The organism is Bdellovibrio bacteriovorus HD100, assembly GCF_000196175.1.
GTDB classification, from domain to species: Bacteria; Bdellovibrionota; Bdellovibrionia; order Bdellovibrionales; family Bdellovibrionaceae; genus Bdellovibrio; species Bdellovibrio bacteriovorus.
The window spans coordinates 3,040,031-3,062,209 of sequence record NC_005363.1 but is presented as its reverse complement, the minus strand read 5'-3'; the positions used below and the strand labels follow the sequence as shown (position 1 = coordinate 3,062,209).

Genomic DNA, 22,179 nt, shown 5'->3' with positions numbered 1-22,179 from the left:
CTGGTTGCCGTGACTTGCGACGAAGTGATTATTTCAGATATAAATCTACAATTTTTCTCTGGTCTGCTGGAACCGTAATTGTGGTTTCTGCAGAGAGTCCTGTCGTCTTGTTTCTAGCCTGTATTTTGACACCAACTTCAGCCTGAATCAGATAAGCGTCGCCGCTCGGTTTGATGCTGACTGGAACGCCGGCAATACGAAGTTCCGGATTAGCACCGCCGTTGACGATGTTGATAATCAGGGAAGCCACTCGTGGAAGTCGTTGAAGAGTTCCAGTGAAAGAGTACGCCTCATAAGTGGGAGTGATGGTTGTCACCAGATCCGTGTAACCTTCCTTCACCAGTCGCAGACTGTAAGGAGTGTTGGCTTTCACGGTCTTGCGCACCGGTGTGAATTCACCCGTGTCATTGCCATCAATCACCACGCGGGCGCCGCCCGGATTGGAATAGATGGTGACAGTGTATTCCGGAGAGGTGGCAGCCAGTTCAGTCTGTTGCAGGGTGCCGGCAGCCTGGGCGTTGCCCGCGGTGGCCGGTTTCGGTGTCAGACCTGCTGTCGCACCGGATTTACCCGGAGATTTTTTTGCTACGAAATTGGTGTAACCCCACCACAAGCCCACGACAACCAGCAATGCACCCACCGCTTTCATCGCGATACCGGTGATGTCTTCCATGGAAGAACTTGGCGCCGGTCTGCCAATGGACGTGCGTGTTCCCATCGGGGAGACGCTGGAAGGTGTGCGAGTCATGGTGCCCGGGCCTGAGGCAAAAGTGCCTGTTGCCGACGTGCGGGTTTGTGTGATGTTGGTGTCTGTTGCGCCTGGAACCTTCGGCATGGAAGGTTTTGGTGGCGTTTTCAGATTGTCCAGATTCACACGAATATCAGTGGACGTGTCCAGATCCAGACGCTCTTCGCCTTCGGCTGCTTCCGCGGGAGGGGCATAAGCCGGAGGACGTTGTGGCGTGCGCATGTCTGTCTGAGTGACAATGGTTTTGTCTTCAGAAGAAGGCTGCGACTGAATCTTGGCGAACTCAACCAGCTTGCGACGCTGCTCAAGGAAGGCGGCCGAGAAGGCATTCTTCATGAACACGCTGAAGTCGTGCGGGGAGAACTCTGGATACTGAGTATTCAGGAAACGGTTCAGGTCACGGTGGAAGGCCGCCGCAGTCTGATAGCGCAGGCTTTTGTCTTTGGCCAGCGCCTTGTTCACAATTCTTTCCAGCTCCGGTGGAACGGAAGGATTGATCTTTCTGATGGAAGGCACCTGACATTCACGGATCTTGCGCAGGATCGCCGCTTCACTGTTGGAAGTGAACAGGCGGTCGTTGGCCAGAAGCTCCCACAGGACGATACCCATGGAGAAAATATCCGTGCGCGGGTCGATGGACTGACCATCGGCCTGCTCAGGGCTCATGTAACCGTATTTACCTTTAAGAGTACCGGCTTTGGTGGCTTCCATCTGCGTTTCCGCTTTGGCGATACCGAAGTCGATGATCTTCACTTCACCTTCAAAGCTGACCATGATGTTCTGCGGACTCATGTCGCGGTGAACGATGTTCAGTGGTTTGCCGGTGGTGCCATCGATGCAACGGTGAGCGTGGTCAAGACCAGCTGCCACCTCTTTGATCATGTATACGATCTGCTCGATGGTGAATTGAGTGTTGGTTTTCTTAAGTTCATTCAGGATCTGGCGAAGGTTGCGGCCCTCGACGTATTCCATGACAAGGAAGAACTGGGCTCTTTCGACCCCGAAATCGTAAATTGAGACAACGTTCCCGTGATTCAGATTCACGGCGATCTTTGCCTCTTCCTTGAACATCTCAATAAAGTCCTGATGATCGGAATATTGGGGAAGAATGCGCTTGATAGCGACGAACTTATTGACGCCCACGGCACCTGTGGATTTAGAAAGATACACTTCCGCCATTCCGCCGGCGGCGAGTCTCTCTAGAAGAATGTATTTTCCGAACTGTTCCACAGCTTGAGACATGAAATCATGTTCCCCTTTGAGAAGACTATCGGTAAAATAAAAATAATCCTTAAGGAGTTTCAAATATGAAATGGATTGGACTGACCGGAGGTATAGCCTGTGGCAAGAGCACGGTCAGCAGAATGCTCCGAACTCACGACATTCCGGTGGTGGATGCTGATGAAATTGCCAAGGAAGTCGTGAAGCCGGGCTCTGCTGGACTTAAGTCCGTCATACAAGAGTTCGGTCCAGAGTTTTTGACTGCCGACGGAGCCCTGGACCGACGCAAGCTTGGGCAGAAGGTCTTCGGTCACCCCGAGCTTTTGCACAAGCTGGAAGCGATCACTCATCCGTTGATCCGCGAAGAGACCCGCCGTCGTCGTCGTCTGTACGAGGACATGGGGCACAAGCTCGCCATCTATGATATCCCCTTGTTGTTTGAGACTCGCGCGAAGGATCAGTTTGATGGTGTGATTGTGGTGGCCTGCACGAAGGAGCAACAAAAAGAGCGTCTGCGCCGCCAGAACTGGAGCGAGGATGAAATCGAGATGCGGATCGCGTCCCAGATTCCCATTCAGTTCAAAGAGCAGCAGGCGGACTTTGTTCTGCACAACAACCGCGACGAGCAGCATTTGTTGCGCGAAGTGGACCGGGTGCTGAAGTGGCTGGAAGAACTAAAAAATCAGAATTGAAAGTTGTATCCGAACTGGGCATAGATATCCGGTCCGGTCACTGAAAACCCGGTGCCGATTTCGCCGGTGAACGTTTCACCAGCGCCGATCCCGGCATGCACCCGCCAGCGGCGAATTTCAATCAAACCCGTCACACCATCCGAGGACTCCAGATAGGCGTTGCCACCCAGACGGGCGTAAGGCAGGTAACGGTCTTCTTCTGCGAAGTACCAGCGATGACCCACTCCAATGCCGAGGAATTCCTCAGTGTTATAGGAAATTTCATAGTCCCAGGCCGGTAGCGGCGATTGTTTAATCAAAGCAAAGCGCAGTGCCAGGTAAGGGCCTTGGGACCATTCGTCGCGTTCCAGATAGTTTCCACTCTGATATCCCACCGCCGTCTGAATCAGAAATTCTTTGCGTTCGGCGAAATCTGAGACTTTTACAGTTGCCAGATCGGGATCATCCTCAGCAGAGAGAGGAGATGTTTCTATAGTGGTCGTCGTTGCAGGCGCCGCAAGGCTCTGAATTGAACTCACGACCAAGGTCAAAAAAAGGAGGCTTAGAAAAACTCGCATAAGACAAAGTATAAATTATGTCTACAATCAATGGTAAGAATTTTGGAGGCAAAATTTATGTTCAATAGAGGATTCCTGTTCCTCGCGGGTCTGTCTGCGATGATCACCACTGTATCTGCGCAGGCTGAAAGCATCAGCACCACCATTCACCACCACTATCAGGCTCCTCGCGCCCTTGGGATGGGTGATGCTTTTGTCGCGGTCGCCAATGATTACTCCGCCATCTTTTATAATCCCGCAGGTCTGGCTCGTCGTGAGGACGGGCAGATCAATCTGTCTTTGACGGCCGGTGGAACGCCGGGGGCGATGGACTTCTATAACGAGTTCCAGGATATCGAAAGCAGCAATCAGACCGAGCAGCAAAAGCAGCAGGCTTATCTGGAGCTGATCGAAAAGAACTATGGCGAGGTCTATTCCATGCGTATCGCGCCGATGGAAGGCTTCTGGGTTCGTCCCAACTGGGGAATCGCCCTGATCCCTGCGGATCTGTCTGTGGAAATGGCCATGCACCAGCAGGTGGGGCCGACAGTCAACACGACCGTCTATGCCGACACCACTTTGGCTCTGTCCTATGCGGATGACATGAAAGGTGTGAATCATGGCCGCCTTTCCTGGGGTGTGACCGGTAAGTTTGTGAATCGTGGCTTCTACAGCCGTCCGATCAGCGCGACGGACTTTGCTGGTGGCGATGAGATCATCAGAAAAGAAGACATGCTGGAAGGTTACACTATTGATGCCGACATCGGCTTCTTGTGGACGCCAGAGCTGCCGGATTCAGGTTTGTGGTCAGTGCTTCGTCTGGCCAGCCCGACAGTGGGTTTGGTGGTTCGAAACGTGGCAGAAACAGGCTTTGGTTCTTCTTTGAAGCTTCTGAACAAAGAAGCGCAAAGTGGTACTCCTGAGAAGCTTTATCGAGTGGTGGACATCGGAACGCGCTGGGAATATCCAAGCATGTGGATCTTTGGTGGTCGCGGCGTGCTGGATGTGCGTGATTTGGGTCATCCGGATTTCAACTGGAGAAAAGGTGTTCACTTGGGCTTTGAGTTCGACTGGACCGTATCCACTTGGTGGAAAGGTCATTATCGTGTGGGCTTGAAAGAGGCTTTCTGGACAGCAGGTATCTCGGCTGAGCTGGGAATCTTCAACCTGGACTTCGCAAGTTACGCAGATGACGTCGGCACCCGCAACACCCCCGTAGAAAGCCGCGTCTACATGACCCGCCTTAACCTCGACTTCTAAAAGGTACCTCTGCGGCACCCTCCACAGGAGGGCCCACCGCAGTTCTGCAGAAGCATCGAGTTATTTGTCCGAAATACAGATTTAGAAAAAGCAAAACGGCCCTAAAGTGGGCCGTTTTCTATTTTGCTGCAGAGCTTCTGCAAAAGTAAGCAGGTACCTTTTATGGTTGCCATTGGGCGAGCAGGGCTTGGCCGATGGCGTTGATGTCGGCGGTGGACATGTCAATGCCGGCAGTGGCGGCCGCTTGGTTGATATCACCACAGATGTCTGTGTTGGCGTTATTGGTTCCGCCACAAGTTACGGAATATACTGTCTGAATAGATGAACCGATAGCTTCGATGGCTTCCACAGCAGCCGGGGAGTTCGGATCAGCAATAATGTCGTTGATAGCACCTTCAATCGCCGCAGTGTCGCAGCCGGACAGGTCACCACCGCAAGAACCCAGGTTCAGAAGTTCCGCTGCATTTGAAAGAGCCGTGGCACTTTTCGCCATCGCGCCGATCAAAGCCAGACCTTTTTGACCTGATTGATTGCAGTATTCTGCCGTGTTGTTCACCAGGCTGACGTCGCCAAAGTTCAGGGCGGTCAGCATGTCTGTTGGGCCACCACCGTCACTGATCGCAGTCAGGGCCGAGGAAAGATTGGCGGCGGAAGTGATACCGGAAGAGATAAACCCGGCAGCACATCTTAATGTATAGGCGTTCGGAGAGGTGATGCCGTTGATTTTGCTCATGCAGGCATTGGCAGAAGCCGCATCTCGCGCTTCGTCCAGACAGAACTGGGCTTCGGCAATCATATCTTTTTCAGTTTGTTCAGCCTCACATCCCGTGAGAAGAGCTGCGCTCAATCCTAGAATCATTGTTGCGACTTTCTTCGAAAACATCCTGGATACTCCTTGGTCTTAGGTACAGAGAACTTATCGGAATTCATCCGGGGTCCTTAACTCACAATCGACATTGGTCCTGAATTCGTAACAATTATGTAAGCCGGACGTTTGAATGTATTTTTCTGAAACGTCTCAATGTGAGCCCGAAAACGTCCGATAAGTCTGATGACTTGATTCGATGTTTTTAAACGAGGTATCTATGAAACGGATTTTGTGGATAGCGCTCATTCAAATGTTTCTTTTGATGGTGTTCACGCCGGACGTGAACGCACGTGAGCGTCATAGTTTTTACAGTGGGGTGCGCTGCCTGGGAATGGGTGGGGCTTGCCTTGCTGTCACCAATGATGAGACCGCTTTGCTGGTGAATCCCGCAGCGTTGGGTAAACTGCGTGATTTCTATGGGACGATCTTCGATCCAGAGATTGAATTTGGCTCCGAGACTCAAGGTTTCTATGCGGACCAGTCTTTTTCAAATCCCTACAGCCTTGAAGACGTGCTGGGTGCTTTGGATAAAAAGCGCGGCACTCCTTATCACGCCAAACTTCAGGTTATGCCGTCCTTTGTGGGAAGAAACTTCGGTGTCGGCATTTATGGCAATTACACTTTGGATGCGACAATGTCGGCCGATGGCAGCACTGTGGATGCATACTATCGCAATGATTTGGCCTTCGTACTCGGTTTCAATTTCCGCTTCTTTGACGGCCGGGTGAAGCTTGGCTTCAACACTAAACTGATCAGCCGCGTGGAAGTGGATGATCCTGTTTTATCAGCGACGGGTCCTATGAGTTATGACTCCATCGCCAGTGAAGGTGTGGGGCTTTCAACAGATGTCGGTTTGATTTTGGCAGCTCCCTGGAAAATGATTCCAACGCTGGCAGCGGTGGTTCGTGATGTGGGTGGCACCAGTTTCGATCAGGCACATGGTGTCCGATTGGACACAGCCAACCGTCCCAATTTGGTGAAGCAGGACATTGATGTCGCGGCAGCAATCTTTCCGATTCATTCTAACTATGTTCGCTCGGCATGGACGGTGGAGTACCGTGGTTTATTAACATCAGGGGATGAAGAGGATAAGGCCAAATTGATCCACGGCGGTCTCGAATTGAACTTCGGGGATGTGGTTTTTGCCCGTGCCGGATATAATCAAAGGTATTGGACCGCTGGTATGGAGCTCGCCTCCGAACGTTTTCAGTGGCAGTTTGCCACCTACGGCGAAGAGATCGGCACCTCAGATTCACCGAAAGAAGACAGACGATACACCGTCAAGTTCGCATACCGGTTTTAAGGATGAAGCATGAAATGTGTTAAACAAGCTTTCATAATTCTGCTGAGCCTGGTACTGACCACCTCCTGTGCGCAGCCCAATCTGCTGACCGATGTCTCTGACACGGATTCAGACGATGCACTTTATTATGAGGCCAAGAAAAAGCTCGATGCCCTGGAGTGGGACGAAGCTATTGATATTATCGAAAATCAGATTTCGCCTTCTTATGCTGCCAAAGTCAGTGTGAAAGAAACTCTGGCAGGGGCCTATGCCGGCAAGTGTGGATTCACTTTCGTTGATATCATCAGCGGGATGCAGAATAGTCCATCGGCCAATATTTTCCCGTTCTTTGTTTCTATTTTTGGTGGCAACACTCTGGATACAGCGTCCTGTGATCAGGCCATCACAATCATCTCGTCTCTGGGAACAGTGCTTGAACGCACGCAGGATCAGAATCTTTTCATGACCATACTGGGAATTGCCCGTATCGGGACAACTCTGGGAGCGAAACTGGATCCGACCAATGATGGCGTCGCTGACGGTGTCTATAATACGGACTTCAGTGTTTGCCATAACTATTCGGGAGCTCCTGGCACAGCCACAGCCACCGATGGCTGGGATCAACCAGGTCCAAGTCCACAAAACCCTCTGGCAATTCCGGCTCCGGTGGTGGCGCCCACCCGTTCAGTCACTGATACAGAAGCCAAAAAAGTCGCGTCAGGAATAGGACTGATTTTTGAAAACATCTCGGCGCTGGCTTCGGTTCTTTCCGGAGACAATTCCACATTAACAGCCCTGCAGGATGCGCTTACCCAGTGTGAATCTGTAGCCGGGGCGGGGAACTGCACGGCCACCAATGAAGCGGCCGTGACACCCGAATTACTTTATACAATCCGCGTGCTGATGGATGCCAACGGCATGGGATTCGGCACTTGTGATCCAACCAAAGTTTATCCCGACGCGGCGGCCTGCTGCCCTCGTCTGAAGATTCCGGGGTTCTGATGATGAAGCTCCTGGCGTCTTTCATTCTTTTGCTTCTGGGTCTGCCTCTGCAGGCGCAAGAAATCAATCAGATGTACCGGCCTATCCGTTCCATGGGGATGGGGGGCACGATACTGACCACAGTGCAGGGGTCCGAGGCGCTGTTCACGAATCCTGCGGCAATGGGTAAAATCGAAGGATTGGACATTCATCTTTTGAGTGTTGGTTTGGGTGGTCGGGTGCCTAGCACCGAGGATCTGGATGCCATCGAAGGCATCGACGCGAATGATCCGTCGACTTACAACGGCTTGTTCGGCAGACGTTTCCATTTCCTGGGGACAGGCAGTGCCGCGATTGCCCTGCCGTACATCGGCTTTGGTTACTATACGGATTACACTCTTTCGTTAGAACTGCACAATCCGGGTTATCCAGAGTTCACCACCTACTTCCGCAATGACTCGGCCTACTATATCGGCGGGGCTTATCCGCTGGGACCGAAAACTTATCTGGGGCTTGCGATGAAGCGTGTGAACCGCTGGGGCGGGGATGTGCAAGAGCTAGGGCTGACGACTGTGGCGAATGCGGGCGATCTCAGTGCCATCATGGATGAGTTTAACAACAAAGGGACTGGCTATGGCGTGGACATCGCACTGATGACCCAGGCCGACACTCCACTGAATCCGACTTTGACGGTGGTTTGGAAAGATGTGGGTAACACAGCTTTCGAAAAGACATCGGGCAATGATGCTCCATCGCACATTCCTCAGAATCTGGGGGCCGGGGTGTCCTTGGGATTTGATCTTCCGGGCCTTGACTGGATTGTCGCGCTGGAAGGTCAGCACCTTCTGGATCCGGAAATTCAGATTGGTAAAAAGCTGCATTTGGGGACCGAGATTTCAATTCCGTTCCTGGATCTGCGCGCCGGTATCAATCAGGGTTATTTCTCTTATGGTGCGGGCTTTGATTTCTTTATTTTCCGTCTTGATGCTGCAAGTTACACAGAAGAGCTGGGTGTCTATCCGGGTCAGAGTGCTGACAATCGCATCATGGTGGGCCTCAGCATTGATTTAAGCTTTGATGCTAACTTCAAATTCACGGATACTAGCGGCAAGAAGAGAAAACTGAAACAACGCCGGTAGTACTGATGCTGAAAGTAATTTCCATTGAAAGCAGATCTCAGATTTCTGAGATCTTCGCCAATTACAATCCCCGCGAGCAATCCTGGCTCGTGTCGGATCTGCGCACCAAATTTGAACTTCAGCAGAAAATCCTGGGCCGTGATGGCCAGTACATCGATGAATCCGTTCTGCGTGCCAGTGACCTGTGGAAGATGCTGCTGAAGCGTCTGGATCCGGGGCTTCGTCTGGTCAGTGATCCGTTTGCCAGATCTCTTCTGCGCACGATCATGGATGAACACGCCGATGTTCTGGGTGTGAATTCCTCTGCCGAAGACACTGTGTTTAGTTATATCGATCAGATGGCGGCTGTCATCTTTCATCCGGAAGGCACATCTCGTCTGACGGAATGGTTTGAAAGTCATCCGGAAGCCATGAACCGCTGGAAGGAATGGTATTTACGCGCGCGTTTCTGCGCGCTAAAGCTGCTTCAGGAACACCGTGTGATCACGGCGGACTGGATCACCGCGTACCTGCAAAACTTCAATGACCTGGAAAGAGTCTGGAGCATGCCCTTGATCGTGGATCTCAGCGGAGAGATCACGCGGGTGGAGGCTGAGCTGCTGCAGGCGCTTTCACGCGCTGTCGATGTCGTGGTGCTAGAACCAACCCCTGCCTGGCGGTCGGACTTCCACTTCCTGTTGCAACCTTATGAAGACCTGCGTGCGATGAGCACGGCAGTGCAAAAGCTGCCGGCGGTGGTGCGTGGGGAAAAGAAGTCCGAAGTTCTGCGCTTCTCAGGCATGCTGGCTGAAATCAAACACAGTGTTGGTCAGGTCCGTCAGTGGCTGGATCAGGGCATCGTCGCTGAAAATATCGCCGTTATTGCCCCGGACATTGAAACCTATTGGCCCGTGCTTCAGGCGTATCTGGCTGAAGAGGGGATTCCCGCGCAAAAAGACATCACTCACAAGGCCCAAAGCCTGCCTTCGGTGACCCGCTGGCTGGCGCTGCTCAGATCCAAAAGCGGCCGACTGTCGACTTCGGATCTGGAGATTTCATTCTTTGAAAAAGAAGAGGCCCAACAACTGCGCTACGAGGAGTTCCGGTCCCTGTTTAAGAGCCTCTATGTCAATGAGGATCTGGCGCGCAATGAAATCGTGCATAAGGTCTTTTTCGAACAGATGGATCTGGGCGGTTTCTTAAAGCGCGATGAATTTGTCGCTAAAGCTTTATTGTCCTGGAATTCCGATGAAACCGATATCGTGCAGGTTGTTTTGCGTGAACTTCTGCAAAACGCTGTGGCCGGCACATCCCTGACCTGGAAAGAATGGCTGAGCTATCTTGAAAGCATCGTCGCGGCCAAGGAATACACTTTGGAAAAAGGTGAGCCTCGCGGGATCATGGTGACGAAGCTGATGTCGGCCCACAGTGAAAAAGCCCGTCGTCGTATCTTCGTGGGTCTGACCGATGAAGCTCTGAAGGGGCGCAACAAGACCCAGCTTTCAGGACAAGACTATTTTGAACTAGCCAAAGACATTGGTTTCTATCTGGATAATCCGGACCAAAGCGATCTGGAGTTTGAATTGCGCCTTTTGGCAGAAGCCGACAGTGATGAAGACCTTTATTGCTTCGGTGCCACGGACTTGAGTGGTTCGTTGTGTTCACCAGCCACCTTCTGGATGAGTTTGCAAGGCGAGCATGAAAAGCTGACGGTGCCCCTGGAAACCCGCTGGGATGAATTGCAACATTCCACACAGCGGGGGGAACGTCCGCTGCTGGCCGGAAGAAAAGAGCTGGTGGAACAAAGAATCCTTCAGGATCTGGGGAAAGTTCCCTTTGCCACAATTACATCGCCAGAATTGCCACGCATTTCGGCGTCGGCGGTGGAAAGCTTCCTGGAGTGTCCGTTTATCTTCGCGGCACAAAGATATTTCAAATTAAAAGACCTGCCGGACATTGATCTGGACGTGGATCACCGCACCCGCGGGCAGTTAGCCCATGCCATCTTTGAAAAGCTGACGATTGAGCCCATGCGCTTTGACTGGAAGGTTGAAGAGCTGGATCAGTTGCTTGAAACCGTGCGGGTGGAAAAGAAGCTGGTGTTCGCAGACGAGCGTCTGTGGACGCCGCTGAAAAAGAAACACATACAACTGGGACTGCGCTTCCTGGATTTTGAAAAGCGCTGGCGTGAAGAGTTTAAGAAGACCCGCACCATCGGACGTGAAAAACGTTTTGAGTTCTATCTGGATCCGCAGTCCGGGGATATTTCCACCGAGGCTCGTGACAACTGCTTCCGTATTTCCGGTCAGATTGACCGTATTGACAGTGACGGTGGCAAGCAACTGGTGGTGGTTGACTATAAAAGTTCTTCGGGCGGGATTTCCGCCCACGGTTCATGGTTGAAGAACCATGAATTGCAGCTTCTGTTCTATATGTGGGTTCTGGAAAAGGGCCTGGTGCAGGACGTGCAAGGTGAAGTCATCGGATTGTTCTATTATGTTTTCAGAAACTTTGAGCGCAAGGGCTTCAAGGTCGATGACCTGGCCGGCGTTCTTTACCCGGCCAATAAGCGCAAGGATAAAAACGCCACCTTCGAGGCCAAAGAACGCTATCTGACCGAGTTCAGCCAGATTCTGATGACGACTTTGGGGCGCATCAAGAATGGTGAATGTGATGCGAAGCCGGCTGATTTCAAAACCTGTACTAGCTGTGAGTGGAGGCGACAATGTCGGGCACCACACCTGAATTAAGAAATATCATCCTGCGTGCCGGTGCCGGCGCGGGGAAAACAACGACATTGACCCAGACCTTCCTGGATTTTGCGAAAGCTTTTAAAGCCAAGCATAAAAAGTTCCCACGGATCGTGGTGACGACCTTCACCCGCAAAGCCACCCAGGAACTGAAAGAGCGTCTTGTTGGAAAAGCGCTGGTTGAAGAGGAGACCGATGAAAAGAACAAAGGTTTGTTCCAGTTTGTCAGCTCCAAGTCCCAGGTGCAGATTTCAACCATTCACGGGGTGCTAAGCCTGTTCTTGTCCCGCTATGGTTCCGCCATCGGACTGACTCCGGACTATAAAATCATGAGCGAATCCGAGATTCGCAAGGGCGCACGCAAGATCATGCGCAAGTACCTGCTGGAAAATCCGCAGTTGCAGGAACTTTTGGAAGAATATGACTTTCAGACTCTGGAAGGGGCCTTGCTCAAATATTTCGGCGAACAGGTGATCTTTCCGGGAATGACCTTCATCCGCCGTGGTGAGATGGAAAAAGAAACCGCCAAGTTTGTGGCTGATATCGGCGGGGCTTTGCGCCGGGTGTGTCTGGAAATTTCCCAGGAAACCAGCAATGACAAGTGGGTGGATTATGCCGGTGCAATGACCGGTTTTGACTGGAATGCCTCGAACGGTGATTGGGAGGGCTTCTTTGCCCGTCTGGAATCTTTCTGGGAAAACATCAGCAAGCCTGTCTTCCGCAAAGCGACCCCGCCGTTCAGCTTAAGTCTGAATGAAGAGCTGGAGGAACTGCGTGATCGCGTCGACCGTCTTTTGGCCGAGCCTCGTTACCGTCCCGAATACTGGGATCGCCATGAAAAGAATTGCGCCCTGTTTGAAGAGCTGGCGCAGAATTTCTGTCGCGATTTTATGCAGACGAAACTGGAAAGCGGTCTGCTGTCCATGAGTGACCTTGAAACCCTGGCCTCCAAAATCACTTTGGATCAGCCGGAGGCCGCCGTGAAGTTCTCGCAAGAATGGGACTTCTGGATGGTCGATGAATATCAGGACACCAGCCCCGTGCAAGTGGAGCTGTTGCGCCATCTTGTCGGCGAAAAGCCGGTGTTCATCGTCGGGGATCCACAACAAAGTATCTATCTTTTCCGTGGCGCCCGCTCCGAGGTCTTCCGGGAAAAGGTGGCTGAAATCGAAGCCCAGCAGGGCGACGTGCAAGTCAAACTTGTGAACTACCGGTCTTCCCCGGAAGTGCTGGAGTTCTTCAATCATTATTTCACTCGTCTGGGTTCGCAGTTTGCTGCGATGACCCCGGATGAAAAGAAGCCGAAAAAAGGCCCGGAAGTTCCAGTCGTGCAGGTTGTGCTGTCTGAAACTGGTGACGAGGACGAGACCTCGGCCGAAATTCTGGCCACCGTCGCGCGCATTCAGGAACTATTGCAAGCCGGCACCAGTCCGGAGCAAATCTGTGTTCTGGGCCGAACTCATAGAACGTTGGAAGACATTGCCAAAGTTGCGCAGGAATACGGCGTGCCTTTGCAGCTTCACAGCGGCAGCGGATTCTACGAGCGCCGTGAGGTGCTGGACGCTTTGGCGGTTTTGAAGTTTTTGGTGAATCCTCATGACAATGCCAATTTCGTGGCGCTTTTAAGATCCCCATGGCTGGCGCTGCCGGACAGCGAGATTCTTTCTTACTGCCATTCCTTCCGTCATTCTTTCTGGAAAGAGGCGCAAAAAAACCTGGATCAAAAGCCCGAGATTCATCCGTTGCGGGTGATGAAGGCGCTGCTGGCTCAGGCGGAAGTCAAAGGCCTGTCCTGGACCTTGAAAAAGGCGCTGATTGATCTGGGATTGTTTGATTATTCCGCCCGCATTGATTCCACGGGCCGTCGCGAGGCGAATCTGTGGAAGGTGGTGTCCTTGCTTTCGCAGGAAGAGCGTCGTCCGGGATTTAACTATCTGGACTTCCTGGATTCGAGCCTGGAAACCCTGTCCACGGATGAAGGGGGCGAGGACGCGGATGCGACTCCGGTGATTGAGCCCAAACGTGTGAACTTTATGACCGTGCACGCGTCCAAGGGCTTGCAGTTTGATCAGGTGATTTTGCCGGGCATGGGCAATGACCCGCGCGCAAGTCATGCGCCGGTTCTGAGCATTCATGAAAAAACCGGCTTATGGTCCCTGAAAGTGCGCAACGAAGAAACTCAAGCTATGGCTGGCAGTGTGCTGGCCGATCAGATTGTGGAAGAACTTCGCAAACGTGAAACTGAAGAGTTCAACCGTGTTTTGTACGTGGCTCTGACCCGGGCAAAATCCGGTGTGACACTGTTGTGGGATAAAAAAGTCGGGAAGAAATCCTGGGCGGCCCATTGCCCGCTGAATCTGGAAGAAGGTCTTCACGAGGAAAAAGATTTCTCTTACGTTGTACGCAGTGAAAATCCTCAACCCGTCAAGATGTCTGAACAAGACCTCGCGGAAAAGGACCTGCGCCCGCAGTGGCAGGCCGAAGCTTCTGAAAAACGAAAATACATCTCGGTCACTGAACTGGTAACACCCGAGGGAGTGCAGGCTGGTGGAGGTTACACGCCGAAGGCTTCTCAACTGGGGGCGGGACTGGCCCGGGCTCAGCAGGGAACCAATGCGCATCGGTTGTTTGAGGCCTTGAAGTTCACGTCATTTGATGAGCTTTTGAAGATTTCAGATGAGGACCTGAAAAAGCCCTTGGAGTTTTTGGCGAAGACCCCGGAATTGCCGCTTTTACGAATCATCAATGAGGGGTTCGTCGAGTGGGGCTTTGCTCTGAAGTATAAAGAAGCCCTGATGCAGGGGCAGATCGATCTTTGGGGTGTTGTTGATGGTACGTTGTGGATGGTGGATTACAAGACCGGATCCCAACGGTATTCCGACACGGCTTTCAGGCAGCTGGAGGCCTACACCTGGGCTTTGTATCGCATGAAGTATCTGGACAATGTCCAGCAGGTGAAACTGGCGGTTGTTTATCCTGTGGACGAAGTGGTCAAGATCGAAGCGCTGGGCAGCCTGAAAGAGTTGAACGAACGGCTTGAAAAAAGCATCGACAACTATTTCCTTGTCTAGGAATTGAGGGTTCCATATCATTTTTGATATGAAAACAAAACCATGGTCCCTCATCATCCTTGCTTTGCTTCACATCCTGGCTCCGGCGGGCAACCTTTTGCTGAATGCACTTCGTTCTGGAAGGACGCTGTCTCAGCAGTGGACCTACTGGTTTGAAGTTCTGCCAAAGCCTTTGGTGGCTCTTTATGTTCTGGTGCCGGTGCTGGCGGGGATCTTTATTTTCATCTGCCGCCGCTGGAGCTATTGGGCTTATCTGGGATGTCTGCTGGTGATTCTGCTTTCAAATATTTATAGCTATTGGACCAACATGAACATGAGCACTCTGGTGCTTCTGCTGGTGGTGGTTTTGATCGATGTGCTGGTGGTGGCTTACTTCGTGGTGCCTTCCGTTCAGAAGGTGTATTTCGATCCGCGCATGCGCTGGTGGGAGGCGGCTCCTCGTTACCACTTTAATCATATGGGATCCGCCAACGGGCAGAAGGCCTTTATCAAAAGTATTTCCCAGGGTGGTTTGTTTCTTTCCTCCGCTCCAGCTTTGAATGAAAACGACACGGTAGAGATGGACTGGACCTATCAAAGTCAGCACATCAAGGTGAACGGGACGGTGGTTTACAAGAACACCCTTACTGATATTCCCGGTTATGGTGTGAAGTTCACTCATACGGATGAATCTGAAAAGCAGATGAAGGCATTGGTGGCCAAACTTCGCGGCGAAGGATTGATCATCGCCGAACGTCTGCCGGGTCCGGAAGACAGCTTCGGTGTCTGGTTGAAAAAGCTCTTCACGAAGGGCGAAGGATTGTTCCCGAAAGCAAGAACGTAAGAAAAGAAAAAGGGAGGCTTGAAGCCTCCCTTTTTTATTGGGATTTTGGGCAAAAAAAAGGCGCGGATTCCGGAGAGAGAGGAATCCGCGCCAGGAGAGCCTTTTGATTATCTGTTGTACTCTGGGTTGGTCATCAGAGTCAGCTTGTTCAAGAACTCAAGGTTCTTCATGATGATGCCGTAGGAAACTTCCAGACCGCCGCCATCAACCAACTGGGAAGAAATGTCACCCAGTTGCGCCAGAACTTCCAGACCTTGCTGCTTGCTCAGAGCTTCGCCCGCAGTTTTCATTGCTTCGTTCAAAGCGTTGAAGTCCAGAGCCAGCAAAGGAAGAACTTCTGCCAATTGAGCTGTCTGAGCCGCCAGTTCACCTGCTGCCTCTTGAGCGCCCTGTTGTTTGGTCAGAACCGCTACAGAGATAGAGATCACCTGTTCATTCAGTTGAGCCATCAGCTCAACCTGTTTTTCAATGCTCAGGTTCGGGTTGGCTTTAACCATTTCCGCAGAAACGATTTTGCCATCCTTGTTCAGCTCGTTCAGTTTCGCAGTCAGAGCCGTCTTCGCCTCAGTCAGTTTCGCTTCCATCTGCCCTTGGGACAGAAGGTTTTGAAGCTGAAGGATCGCCATGTTCTGCATCAGTGGGTTCAGTACTTCGGCATTCTGGATGAAGAAGTTTTTCTGAGCTGCCACGTCAACCAAAGTCTGGGAAGCCAAAGCGTTGTCCAAAGCCCAGAAGCTCAGACGTGTTTTGGATTTCTCAGATACACCCAGCTGGCTCAAAGCAGTTCTGTCAGAAGGTGCTTTACCCAGGCTGCTACCCACTTTGAACAGAGTTGCAAAGTTGTCTTTGTCACGCAAAGTGGACGCTTCCAGATTCAGGATGCCGTAGATACCAGCATAGAATCTCATGGAGGCTGTCACCGTCGCTTTTTCACCCTGGATTGGCTGCAAAGTCACGTCTTCGTTAGAGAACGTCGGCTGCAACTGATCCAGCATCATGCCAGTGATCGTGTTCACGAACAGGCTGTTTTCAGCGCTCATGCCCAGGATGTACTTTTCGAAATCCAGGAACGAGAACTGGATGCTGTTGTAGTAGTACTTGTATGAAGGGTAGCCCTTCATAGTCAGCATTTCCATGGCCGTGATTTTTTCGTACTCAAGGCCCACAGTGTCCAGACGGTCTTTCGTGGTGGAGATATCCTGGATCGCACGTTTTTCAACGATCGCCACATCCATGGAAGTCTTGCCAGTCTCTTCACCTTTTTCGTTCACTTCTTTCTTCTCATAAGGAACCGCGATGAAGCGGTCCGCGCTCTGGAACAAAGAGTTCGCATCCGGAGTGTTGATCAGCTGCGTGTAGAACAGGTACGTCTTCAAAGAAGCCTGTACGTAGTCCTGGATCGCAGGGTTTCTGTTGTCAACAACCAGCATGTAGAACAATTCGTCCATGAACTTACGCATACGGAACTGGTAGTAAGAGGACATGGAGCTTGCGCGGATGGAAGTTCCAACATCAAACACTAGACGGTCCCAGGAGTGGAACGAATTCACGTACATGCTTTCCCAGTCGTTGATATTGGATTCAACGATCTCCTGAGCGGAAGTACCGAAGTCGTGACGCTCACACGTAGGCTCGTAACCAACGTCTTTGTCTGTGCAGTACATGTACTCTTTCAGAACGCCCTGAACCTGGTACTTGTTGAAGTTAGCCCAGCCATTCTTAGCGAAGTTGGCTTTGATCGTGCTGACGTGAAGGTACTTGCCGTTAACCAAAAGCTTTTTGGAAGCAGCGTTGCCTTCAAGTTTCGCGATCATTTCCGGAGTCGCTTCAACCAAGCCCAGGTGCGAAGCACGCAGAGCGCGGATGTCGTAAGTACCCAGACCATCCCAGTTGAACTTGCCTGGAGTCAGGTAGTCCATGATGGAAGAGTAGTTACGTTTGCTTTCAGTGCCGTCTTCATTGGCGAAGTTCGCCTTGTCGAAGGAAGCGATGAAGTTGTGAGTCAAGCCCTGGGAGTGACCCATCTCGTGACCCAGGGTATTGATGATCTCGATTTTCAGCGCCTGGTTGAATGGCATCGCGATGAAGCTGGAATCAGCCAGTTCAGCGGATGTTTTCATACAACCTGGTGCATCTTGCATCGTTGCCATCATTTTGGCGTGGATTTCACCCATTTTTACAGTTTTAGCCAAAGTCGCTTTTTCTTTAGCAGACAGCTTGGAACCTTTCGACGCCAGCATTTCACGAGCCATCACTGTCTCGATTTCACGAGGAGTCATGCCAGGTTTCTCAGACAACGCCTTGTGAACTTTGTTCATCCAGGCGTCCTGAGTCTGTGGAGAAGAGAACTTGAAGTTGCTGTCGCCACCCAAAGATTTACGCTCAGCCACCGCCGCTTTCAGGATGTTCATGGAAGCGCCGATGTTTTTAGCCTTCATTTTGGATTTAACATCAGTCTGAGCACCTTTAACCATGTTCACCATGTTGCGGGTGAACTGAGTCGCCGCTACAGCTTTATCCTGAGCAGTGCCTTGCTGAGTCTGGGCTTTCTTCGCTGCTTCCGCTTCTTCAGCCTGCTGTTTTGCCAGCTGAGCGCGAGCCTGTTCGCGGAAGTCTTCTTTCATTTTGTCCCAGTTTTCCTTGATCTTCATGTTGCGGAAGTCCGCACCCACGCTTTGTAGCATGTTACCAGCATAAAGGATCAAAGAGTCCGCAACCACGATCGCAGAGCGAGGGTTGAAGCCAACTTGAGATACACCCAGGATACCGTGGTCAGCCGGTTTGTTCTCGAAGTGGATGATGTTCTTATCAAGGTCACCCAAGTGAGCCTCTACACCGTTTTCACCAGCGATTTGCATTTCGATATAGTCGCCATCACGCTGCAAAGCAGAACCTTTGAAGGCCTGTTTGTAAGCGAAGTTCCATGCCTTCACCAGCTCTTCAGTCGCTTCGATGTAAAGCTTGCGCATTTCCGGGTTGTCAGTCGGAAGACCCGTTACTGTGTAAACCAGTTTCTTGCCGTTTCTGAAGTCGTGAACCATTGGCAAAGATTTTTCAGTGCCTTCGCGACCGCGCAGGTTGTTTTTGTCAGGATTCGCCTGACCGACAGTCCAAACACCGTAACCCATTGCATTTTGAGCAGAGAACGGGATGGATTCAACAAAAGCTTTGTCTGTGGAACCGTCGTTCAATTTGAAGGAGACACGCTCTTTCACGCGAACCGCTGCCTGGTAACCAGGTGTGCCGTTGTAATCATCAAAGGCCATGAAGTCGCCGATGCAAGACCAGCGTAGACCTGTGGAGTACTGCTGAGTGAAGCTCAACACACCCTGATCCAGTTTCATGTTCACGTCCATCACTTGAGCATCAGCGATGCCAGTCAAGCAACCTTCGTAGATAGCAGCATATGGGGATTTGTCCTGTGGAAGAGAATTCTTCGTCCAGTCCAATTCCATGTAGTCAGCATCTTTACGGGAAGTTTCAACCAGGCGGGCCATTGCGTATTTCGCGCCGGTAGCGTCCTTCTCTTCCAGTTTCAGGTATTTCACCGGCAAAGACATCAGTTCTTCGTAATCAACTGCGTTCGTGCCGGATTTGTAGTTAGCGATCAGGTCCGCTTTACGAACCACTACGCGGGATTCTTCAAGGTCGAACTTAACGATTGTCAAAGAACCGGCCATACCAGCCGCCAGACCTGGGGAAGCAGCAGAGAATGCCACGTCTTCGATCGTGCGCTTATAGAAGAACTCTTTGCCTTTTACATCAGCAATTTTGATTGTAGTGCGCGGGTCGAACTGAGTGTTCGCCTCTACTTTTTTAGCTTGTACGTTTTGTGCGATCTGAACCAGACCTACAGAGTCACCAGCACGAACCTCTTTGAAAGAGATCGTCGCGTCCTGGTTGCCTTCGTAGTCAACAACTGGCAGTTCCGGACGTACATATGTTACTGGAACATCGTAACGCAGAACCAGGATACAGTTCTGTTGGGCTTCCGCAGGAAGAGCTTTGACGATGTCTTCAGTACATTGACGAACGTTGGAGTTCTTAGCGCCGGATTTCAACTGAGCCAGCTGGGAATCAGTCAGGACAGTTTTGCCAACCTGACCCACTTCGAACACATGCAAAGCATCCACATCCAGCAAAGTCAGGATGCGGGTGTCTTTTTCCATGTTCACCGGAATCTGATAGTCCGAGTTCAATGTGCCCGCAGTCATCAACTTGTTGTTGATTTTGTTCATTACGAACGTGCGGTCCAGGTCGCCGCGAGAAGCCGCGTCGATACCCACTGGCATACGGTCCGCCGGGTTGATGGACACCTGAATGTGAGTAGCATCAGCCCAATCAGTTGTTTTCATGCGAAGAGTGGAGGTCTCTTCATTCAACTGATTTTTAACTCTTTGCAAAACACCGTAACCATTGATTTTGAATTTGAACAAAGGAACCAGCAGAGTAGCAGACTTCTGGGAGAGAAGAGCCTGCTTTTCTGAACGGATCTTTTTCAAGGAAGCCACCATGGACTTCGCTTTGCTGTTGTCTTTGGATTTCTGAAGTTGCTTTTGAAGCTGAACTTCCTCTTTCACCTGAGCCAGGTGTTTTTCCAGGTTGGACAATTCAGCAGTGTCAGTCACGATTTTGTAAGCTGTCACGAACTGCTTATCAACAGAGAAAGTGATGGAGTACTTCTGGCCAGCCTGACCTGACATCTCCAGACCTTTAAACATATATTTAAGACGTTTTGGAACCTGGGAGTCGCGAACCGCAACCACACCTTTTTCCGCCGTCGCTTTGGAGGAATCCCCCAGGCTTAGAGTGGAGAGACTGTCATCAGTCTGAACTTCATACTGAGAGTTCTCAGTTTGCAGCTCAGGGATGTCACTGATCGCAAAGATGTTTTCCTGGGCTTCTTCCGGCAAAGCGGCGTCCCTTTTCTTTGTACAACCAGTAGCAAAGATTGCCAGAGCCAGCAGGGCTGTGAAGGCCTTTGCGTATTGAGACTTGTTAGACATAACTCTCTCCATTCCTAAAATGTCACCTCTCGGGACCCATATCGAATATAAGGGTCTTCGGGAAATGACTCTCTCCTAAGAGGATATAAATGCATTGAAGGTGCCACGGTGAAACCACCTCAGTTTGAACTATTTGCATTTCAGCCCCGAAAGGTGTCCAGAGTTTGATCAGGGGACAATTCGGGCGTTTCTCATTTTGAGACGCCGCAAACACCTGATTCCCTACACAGGATCTTGTCTCGGAATGGTTCTGGGGATTGGCTATGGGTATATCTTCAAGGAGGAAGAATATGAAGCTGCTCACTCTTTGGCTTTCAGTTTTTTTGTTTGGAATCAGCGCGAATGCGGTGGTGGTGGTCTGGGGACCTCCAACGACGATGGGGAATGGGGAGGTGAGAACCTTCATTGAAACCACTGATTTGGGAGAACCTCTTTCTATTGGGGTGGCCTTCCCGAAGGAGGCTATGGACGGTCTTTCCGAACATGCCCCTGAGGTCTTTGTGGTGGCTCTGCCGACGACGATGGCGTTGCCTCCGTACAATCATGTGATGCTCGACTGGATGCCGCACGGGCATGAACCAGAATCAGTCTATGGCCGTCCGCACTTTGATTTTCACTTTTATATGATGAGCTCCGAGGACCGTCAAAAGATCACCTGTCAGGGTGAAGATGAAGCCGTGTGTTTGAAACAACCCGCACCCGAGCTGATTCCGCCATTTTATACTCCGACTCCGGCAGGGGTTCCGCAGATGGGCTGGCACTGGGTGGATCCGCGTTCGCCTGAATACAACGGGCAGCCGTTTACTAGCACGATGATCTATGGGTTTTACAACGGAGAAATGAACTTCATCGAGCCGATGATGACCAAAGAGTTCATCCAGGCGACAACGTGGTTTGCCAGTTTGATTCCGGTGCCGGACAAGGTGATGATCAGCGGGCACTATCCCACGGCTTATTCCCTGGGATATGATCCGTTCAAGAATCTGTACTATGTGAAGCTGAAAAATCTGGTGAAAAAAGAAAAGTGATCTAGAACACGCGCCCGCAGGCAGGGGCTTTGGGGTGGGCGATCAGAGTACGGCCCTTTTCCAGAGTGAATCGGTTTTGCGGGTGCTGATTCCACTGGATCTGTGCCTCCGTCGCCAGGTCCCCGTGAACGCGGGCGTTTTCCAGCGCGGTATCCAGCATGGCCAGCCACAGCAAGGCTTTGTTTCTTTCCATGTTCCAGGCTTCGAAAGAGGCCGGAGCGTAGGGTTTCCCGGCAAGAGACGGATCGAAGCTTTTGAAATAGTCAAAGAGCCCCAAAGAGCTGACGGCTTTATGGGGTTTCACGGCAAAGTCAGTTTGATCGTCAATCAGAATGGTGCGGGCCGGAAGGGCCTCAGGCATCACAAGGCTGAGGTTCTTTTTAAAGCGGGATGGAAAAGACAGTGTCTCATCCTGAGAAACCACCTGCAGGTGGTCTTTGGAAAAAACGCGGTGGGCGACCTGCAAAAGGGATCTGCCGTCGGACAAATACACCTGGGACAAAAGGGTTTCGTTACGGGATTTGGTGCCGCCACTGAAGAACGAAATCCGCACATCCGGATGTCTATGCATCAGGGCTTCGATTATTTCAGGTAAAAAATCAGTTTGGCGATAGGTGTTGCCTTCAACCGTGCGCAGCTGAGGGTCGCCTTTGTGCTCGTCAGGGTTTTTAATGCTGTAAAAGGTGGTCCAGTCGATATCAAAAACAATATCAAATCCGGGGGACGGGCTTTGCGCTTGGGCCCGCGGCTGGAAACTCAAAATCAGAATGAGAACTACCAGCCACAGTTTCATGA

14 protein-coding genes are annotated in these 22,179 nt (G+C 51.4%); 9 read left to right on the top strand and 5 right to left on the bottom strand.

Features of this window, described 5'->3' with window-relative positions:
• Positions 1 to 28: 28 nt before the first annotated feature.
• Entirely contained in the window at positions 29 to 1,990 is a 1,962-nt protein-coding gene (locus BD_RS14420) for a protein kinase domain-containing protein (RefSeq protein WP_011165510.1), read from the bottom strand.
• Positions 1,991 to 2,055: 65 nt separating this feature from the next.
• Between BD_RS14420 and coaE the strand changes: the two genes are divergently transcribed.
• The gene (gene coaE / locus BD_RS14415; protein WP_011165509.1) at positions 2,056 to 2,661 is read left to right on the top strand and encodes a dephospho-CoA kinase; all 606 of its coding nucleotides are present in this window, start codon (positions 2,056 to 2,058) and stop codon (positions 2,659 to 2,661) included.
• On the opposite strand, the gene BD_RS14410 is transcribed toward coaE, so the two are convergent.
• Positions 2,652 to 3,179, bottom strand: a complete 528-nt coding sequence (locus tag BD_RS14410; protein ID WP_231839195.1) for a hypothetical protein — start codon at positions 3,177 to 3,179, stop codon at positions 2,652 to 2,654. The two genes, coaE and BD_RS14410, sit on opposite strands and share 10 nt — an antisense overlap.
• 96 nt (positions 3,180 to 3,275) lie before the next feature.
• Between BD_RS14410 and BD_RS14405 the strand changes: the two genes are divergently transcribed.
• Positions 3,276 to 4,457 (top strand): PorV/PorQ family protein, encoded by a 1,182-nt coding sequence (locus BD_RS14405; protein WP_011165507.1) that lies wholly within the window; start codon positions 3,276 to 3,278, stop codon positions 4,455 to 4,457.
• Between the two features lie 160 nt (positions 4,458 to 4,617).
• Here the strand turns inward: BD_RS14405 and BD_RS14400 are convergent, their stop codons facing one another.
• Positions 4,618 to 5,340, bottom strand: a complete 723-nt coding sequence (locus BD_RS14400) for a hypothetical protein (RefSeq protein ID WP_011165506.1) — start codon at positions 5,338 to 5,340, stop codon at positions 4,618 to 4,620.
• A gap of 202 nt (positions 5,341 to 5,542) precedes the next feature.
• On the opposite strand from BD_RS14400, the gene BD_RS14395 reads away from it, so the two are divergent.
• The 6 genes from BD_RS14395 to BD_RS14370 are packed head-to-tail and all read left to right on the top strand — an operon-like array spanning position 5,543 to position 15,350.
• Complete coding sequence (locus BD_RS14395; RefSeq protein WP_231839194.1) at positions 5,543 to 6,628, top strand: PorV/PorQ family protein; 1,086 nt, start codon at positions 5,543 to 5,545, stop codon at positions 6,626 to 6,628.
• A gap of 9 nt (positions 6,629 to 6,637) precedes the next feature.
• The gene (locus BD_RS14390) at positions 6,638 to 7,609 is read left to right on the top strand and encodes a hypothetical protein (RefSeq protein ID WP_011165504.1); all 972 of its coding nucleotides are present in this window, start codon (positions 6,638 to 6,640) and stop codon (positions 7,607 to 7,609) included.
• Entirely contained in the window at positions 7,609 to 8,727 is a 1,119-nt protein-coding gene (locus BD_RS14385; RefSeq protein ID WP_011165503.1) for a hypothetical protein, read from the top strand. Before BD_RS14390 ends, BD_RS14385 begins: the two co-directional genes overlap by 1 nt.
• Before the next feature lie 5 nt (positions 8,728 to 8,732).
• Positions 8,733 to 11,456, top strand: coding sequence for a PD-(D/E)XK nuclease family protein (locus BD_RS14380; protein WP_011165502.1), 2,724 nt, complete (start codon positions 8,733 to 8,735; stop codon positions 11,454 to 11,456).
• Complete coding sequence (locus tag BD_RS14375; protein ID WP_080559008.1) at positions 11,432 to 14,527, top strand: UvrD-helicase domain-containing protein; 3,096 nt, start codon at positions 11,432 to 11,434, stop codon at positions 14,525 to 14,527. Before BD_RS14380 ends, BD_RS14375 begins: the two co-directional genes overlap by 25 nt.
• 28 nt (positions 14,528 to 14,555) lie before the next feature.
• On the top strand, positions 14,556 to 15,350 hold the full coding sequence (locus BD_RS14370; RefSeq protein WP_011165500.1) for a PilZ domain-containing protein: 795 nt from the start codon (positions 14,556 to 14,558) through the stop codon (positions 15,348 to 15,350).
• A 107-nt stretch (positions 15,351 to 15,457) separates the two neighbouring features.
• Here the strand turns inward: BD_RS14370 and BD_RS14365 are convergent, their stop codons facing one another.
• Entirely contained in the window at positions 15,458 to 20,356 is a 4,899-nt protein-coding gene (locus BD_RS14365; protein ID WP_157865722.1) for a zinc-dependent metalloprotease, read from the bottom strand.
• Between the two features lie 290 nt (positions 20,357 to 20,646).
• On the opposite strand from BD_RS14365, the gene BD_RS14360 reads away from it, so the two are divergent.
• Positions 20,647 to 21,384 (top strand): DUF5602 domain-containing protein, encoded by a 738-nt coding sequence (locus BD_RS14360; protein WP_231839193.1) that lies wholly within the window; start codon positions 20,647 to 20,649, stop codon positions 21,382 to 21,384.
• 1 nt (position 21,385) lies between these two features.
• Here the strand turns inward: BD_RS14360 and BD_RS14355 are convergent, their stop codons facing one another.
• Positions 21,386 to 22,177 carry a hypothetical protein gene (locus BD_RS14355; RefSeq protein ID WP_011165497.1) on the bottom strand — a complete coding sequence of 264 codons (792 nt, stop codon included), beginning with the start codon at positions 22,175 to 22,177 and terminating at the stop codon, positions 21,386 to 21,388.
• Between the last annotated feature and the right edge of the window lie 2 nt (positions 22,178 to 22,179).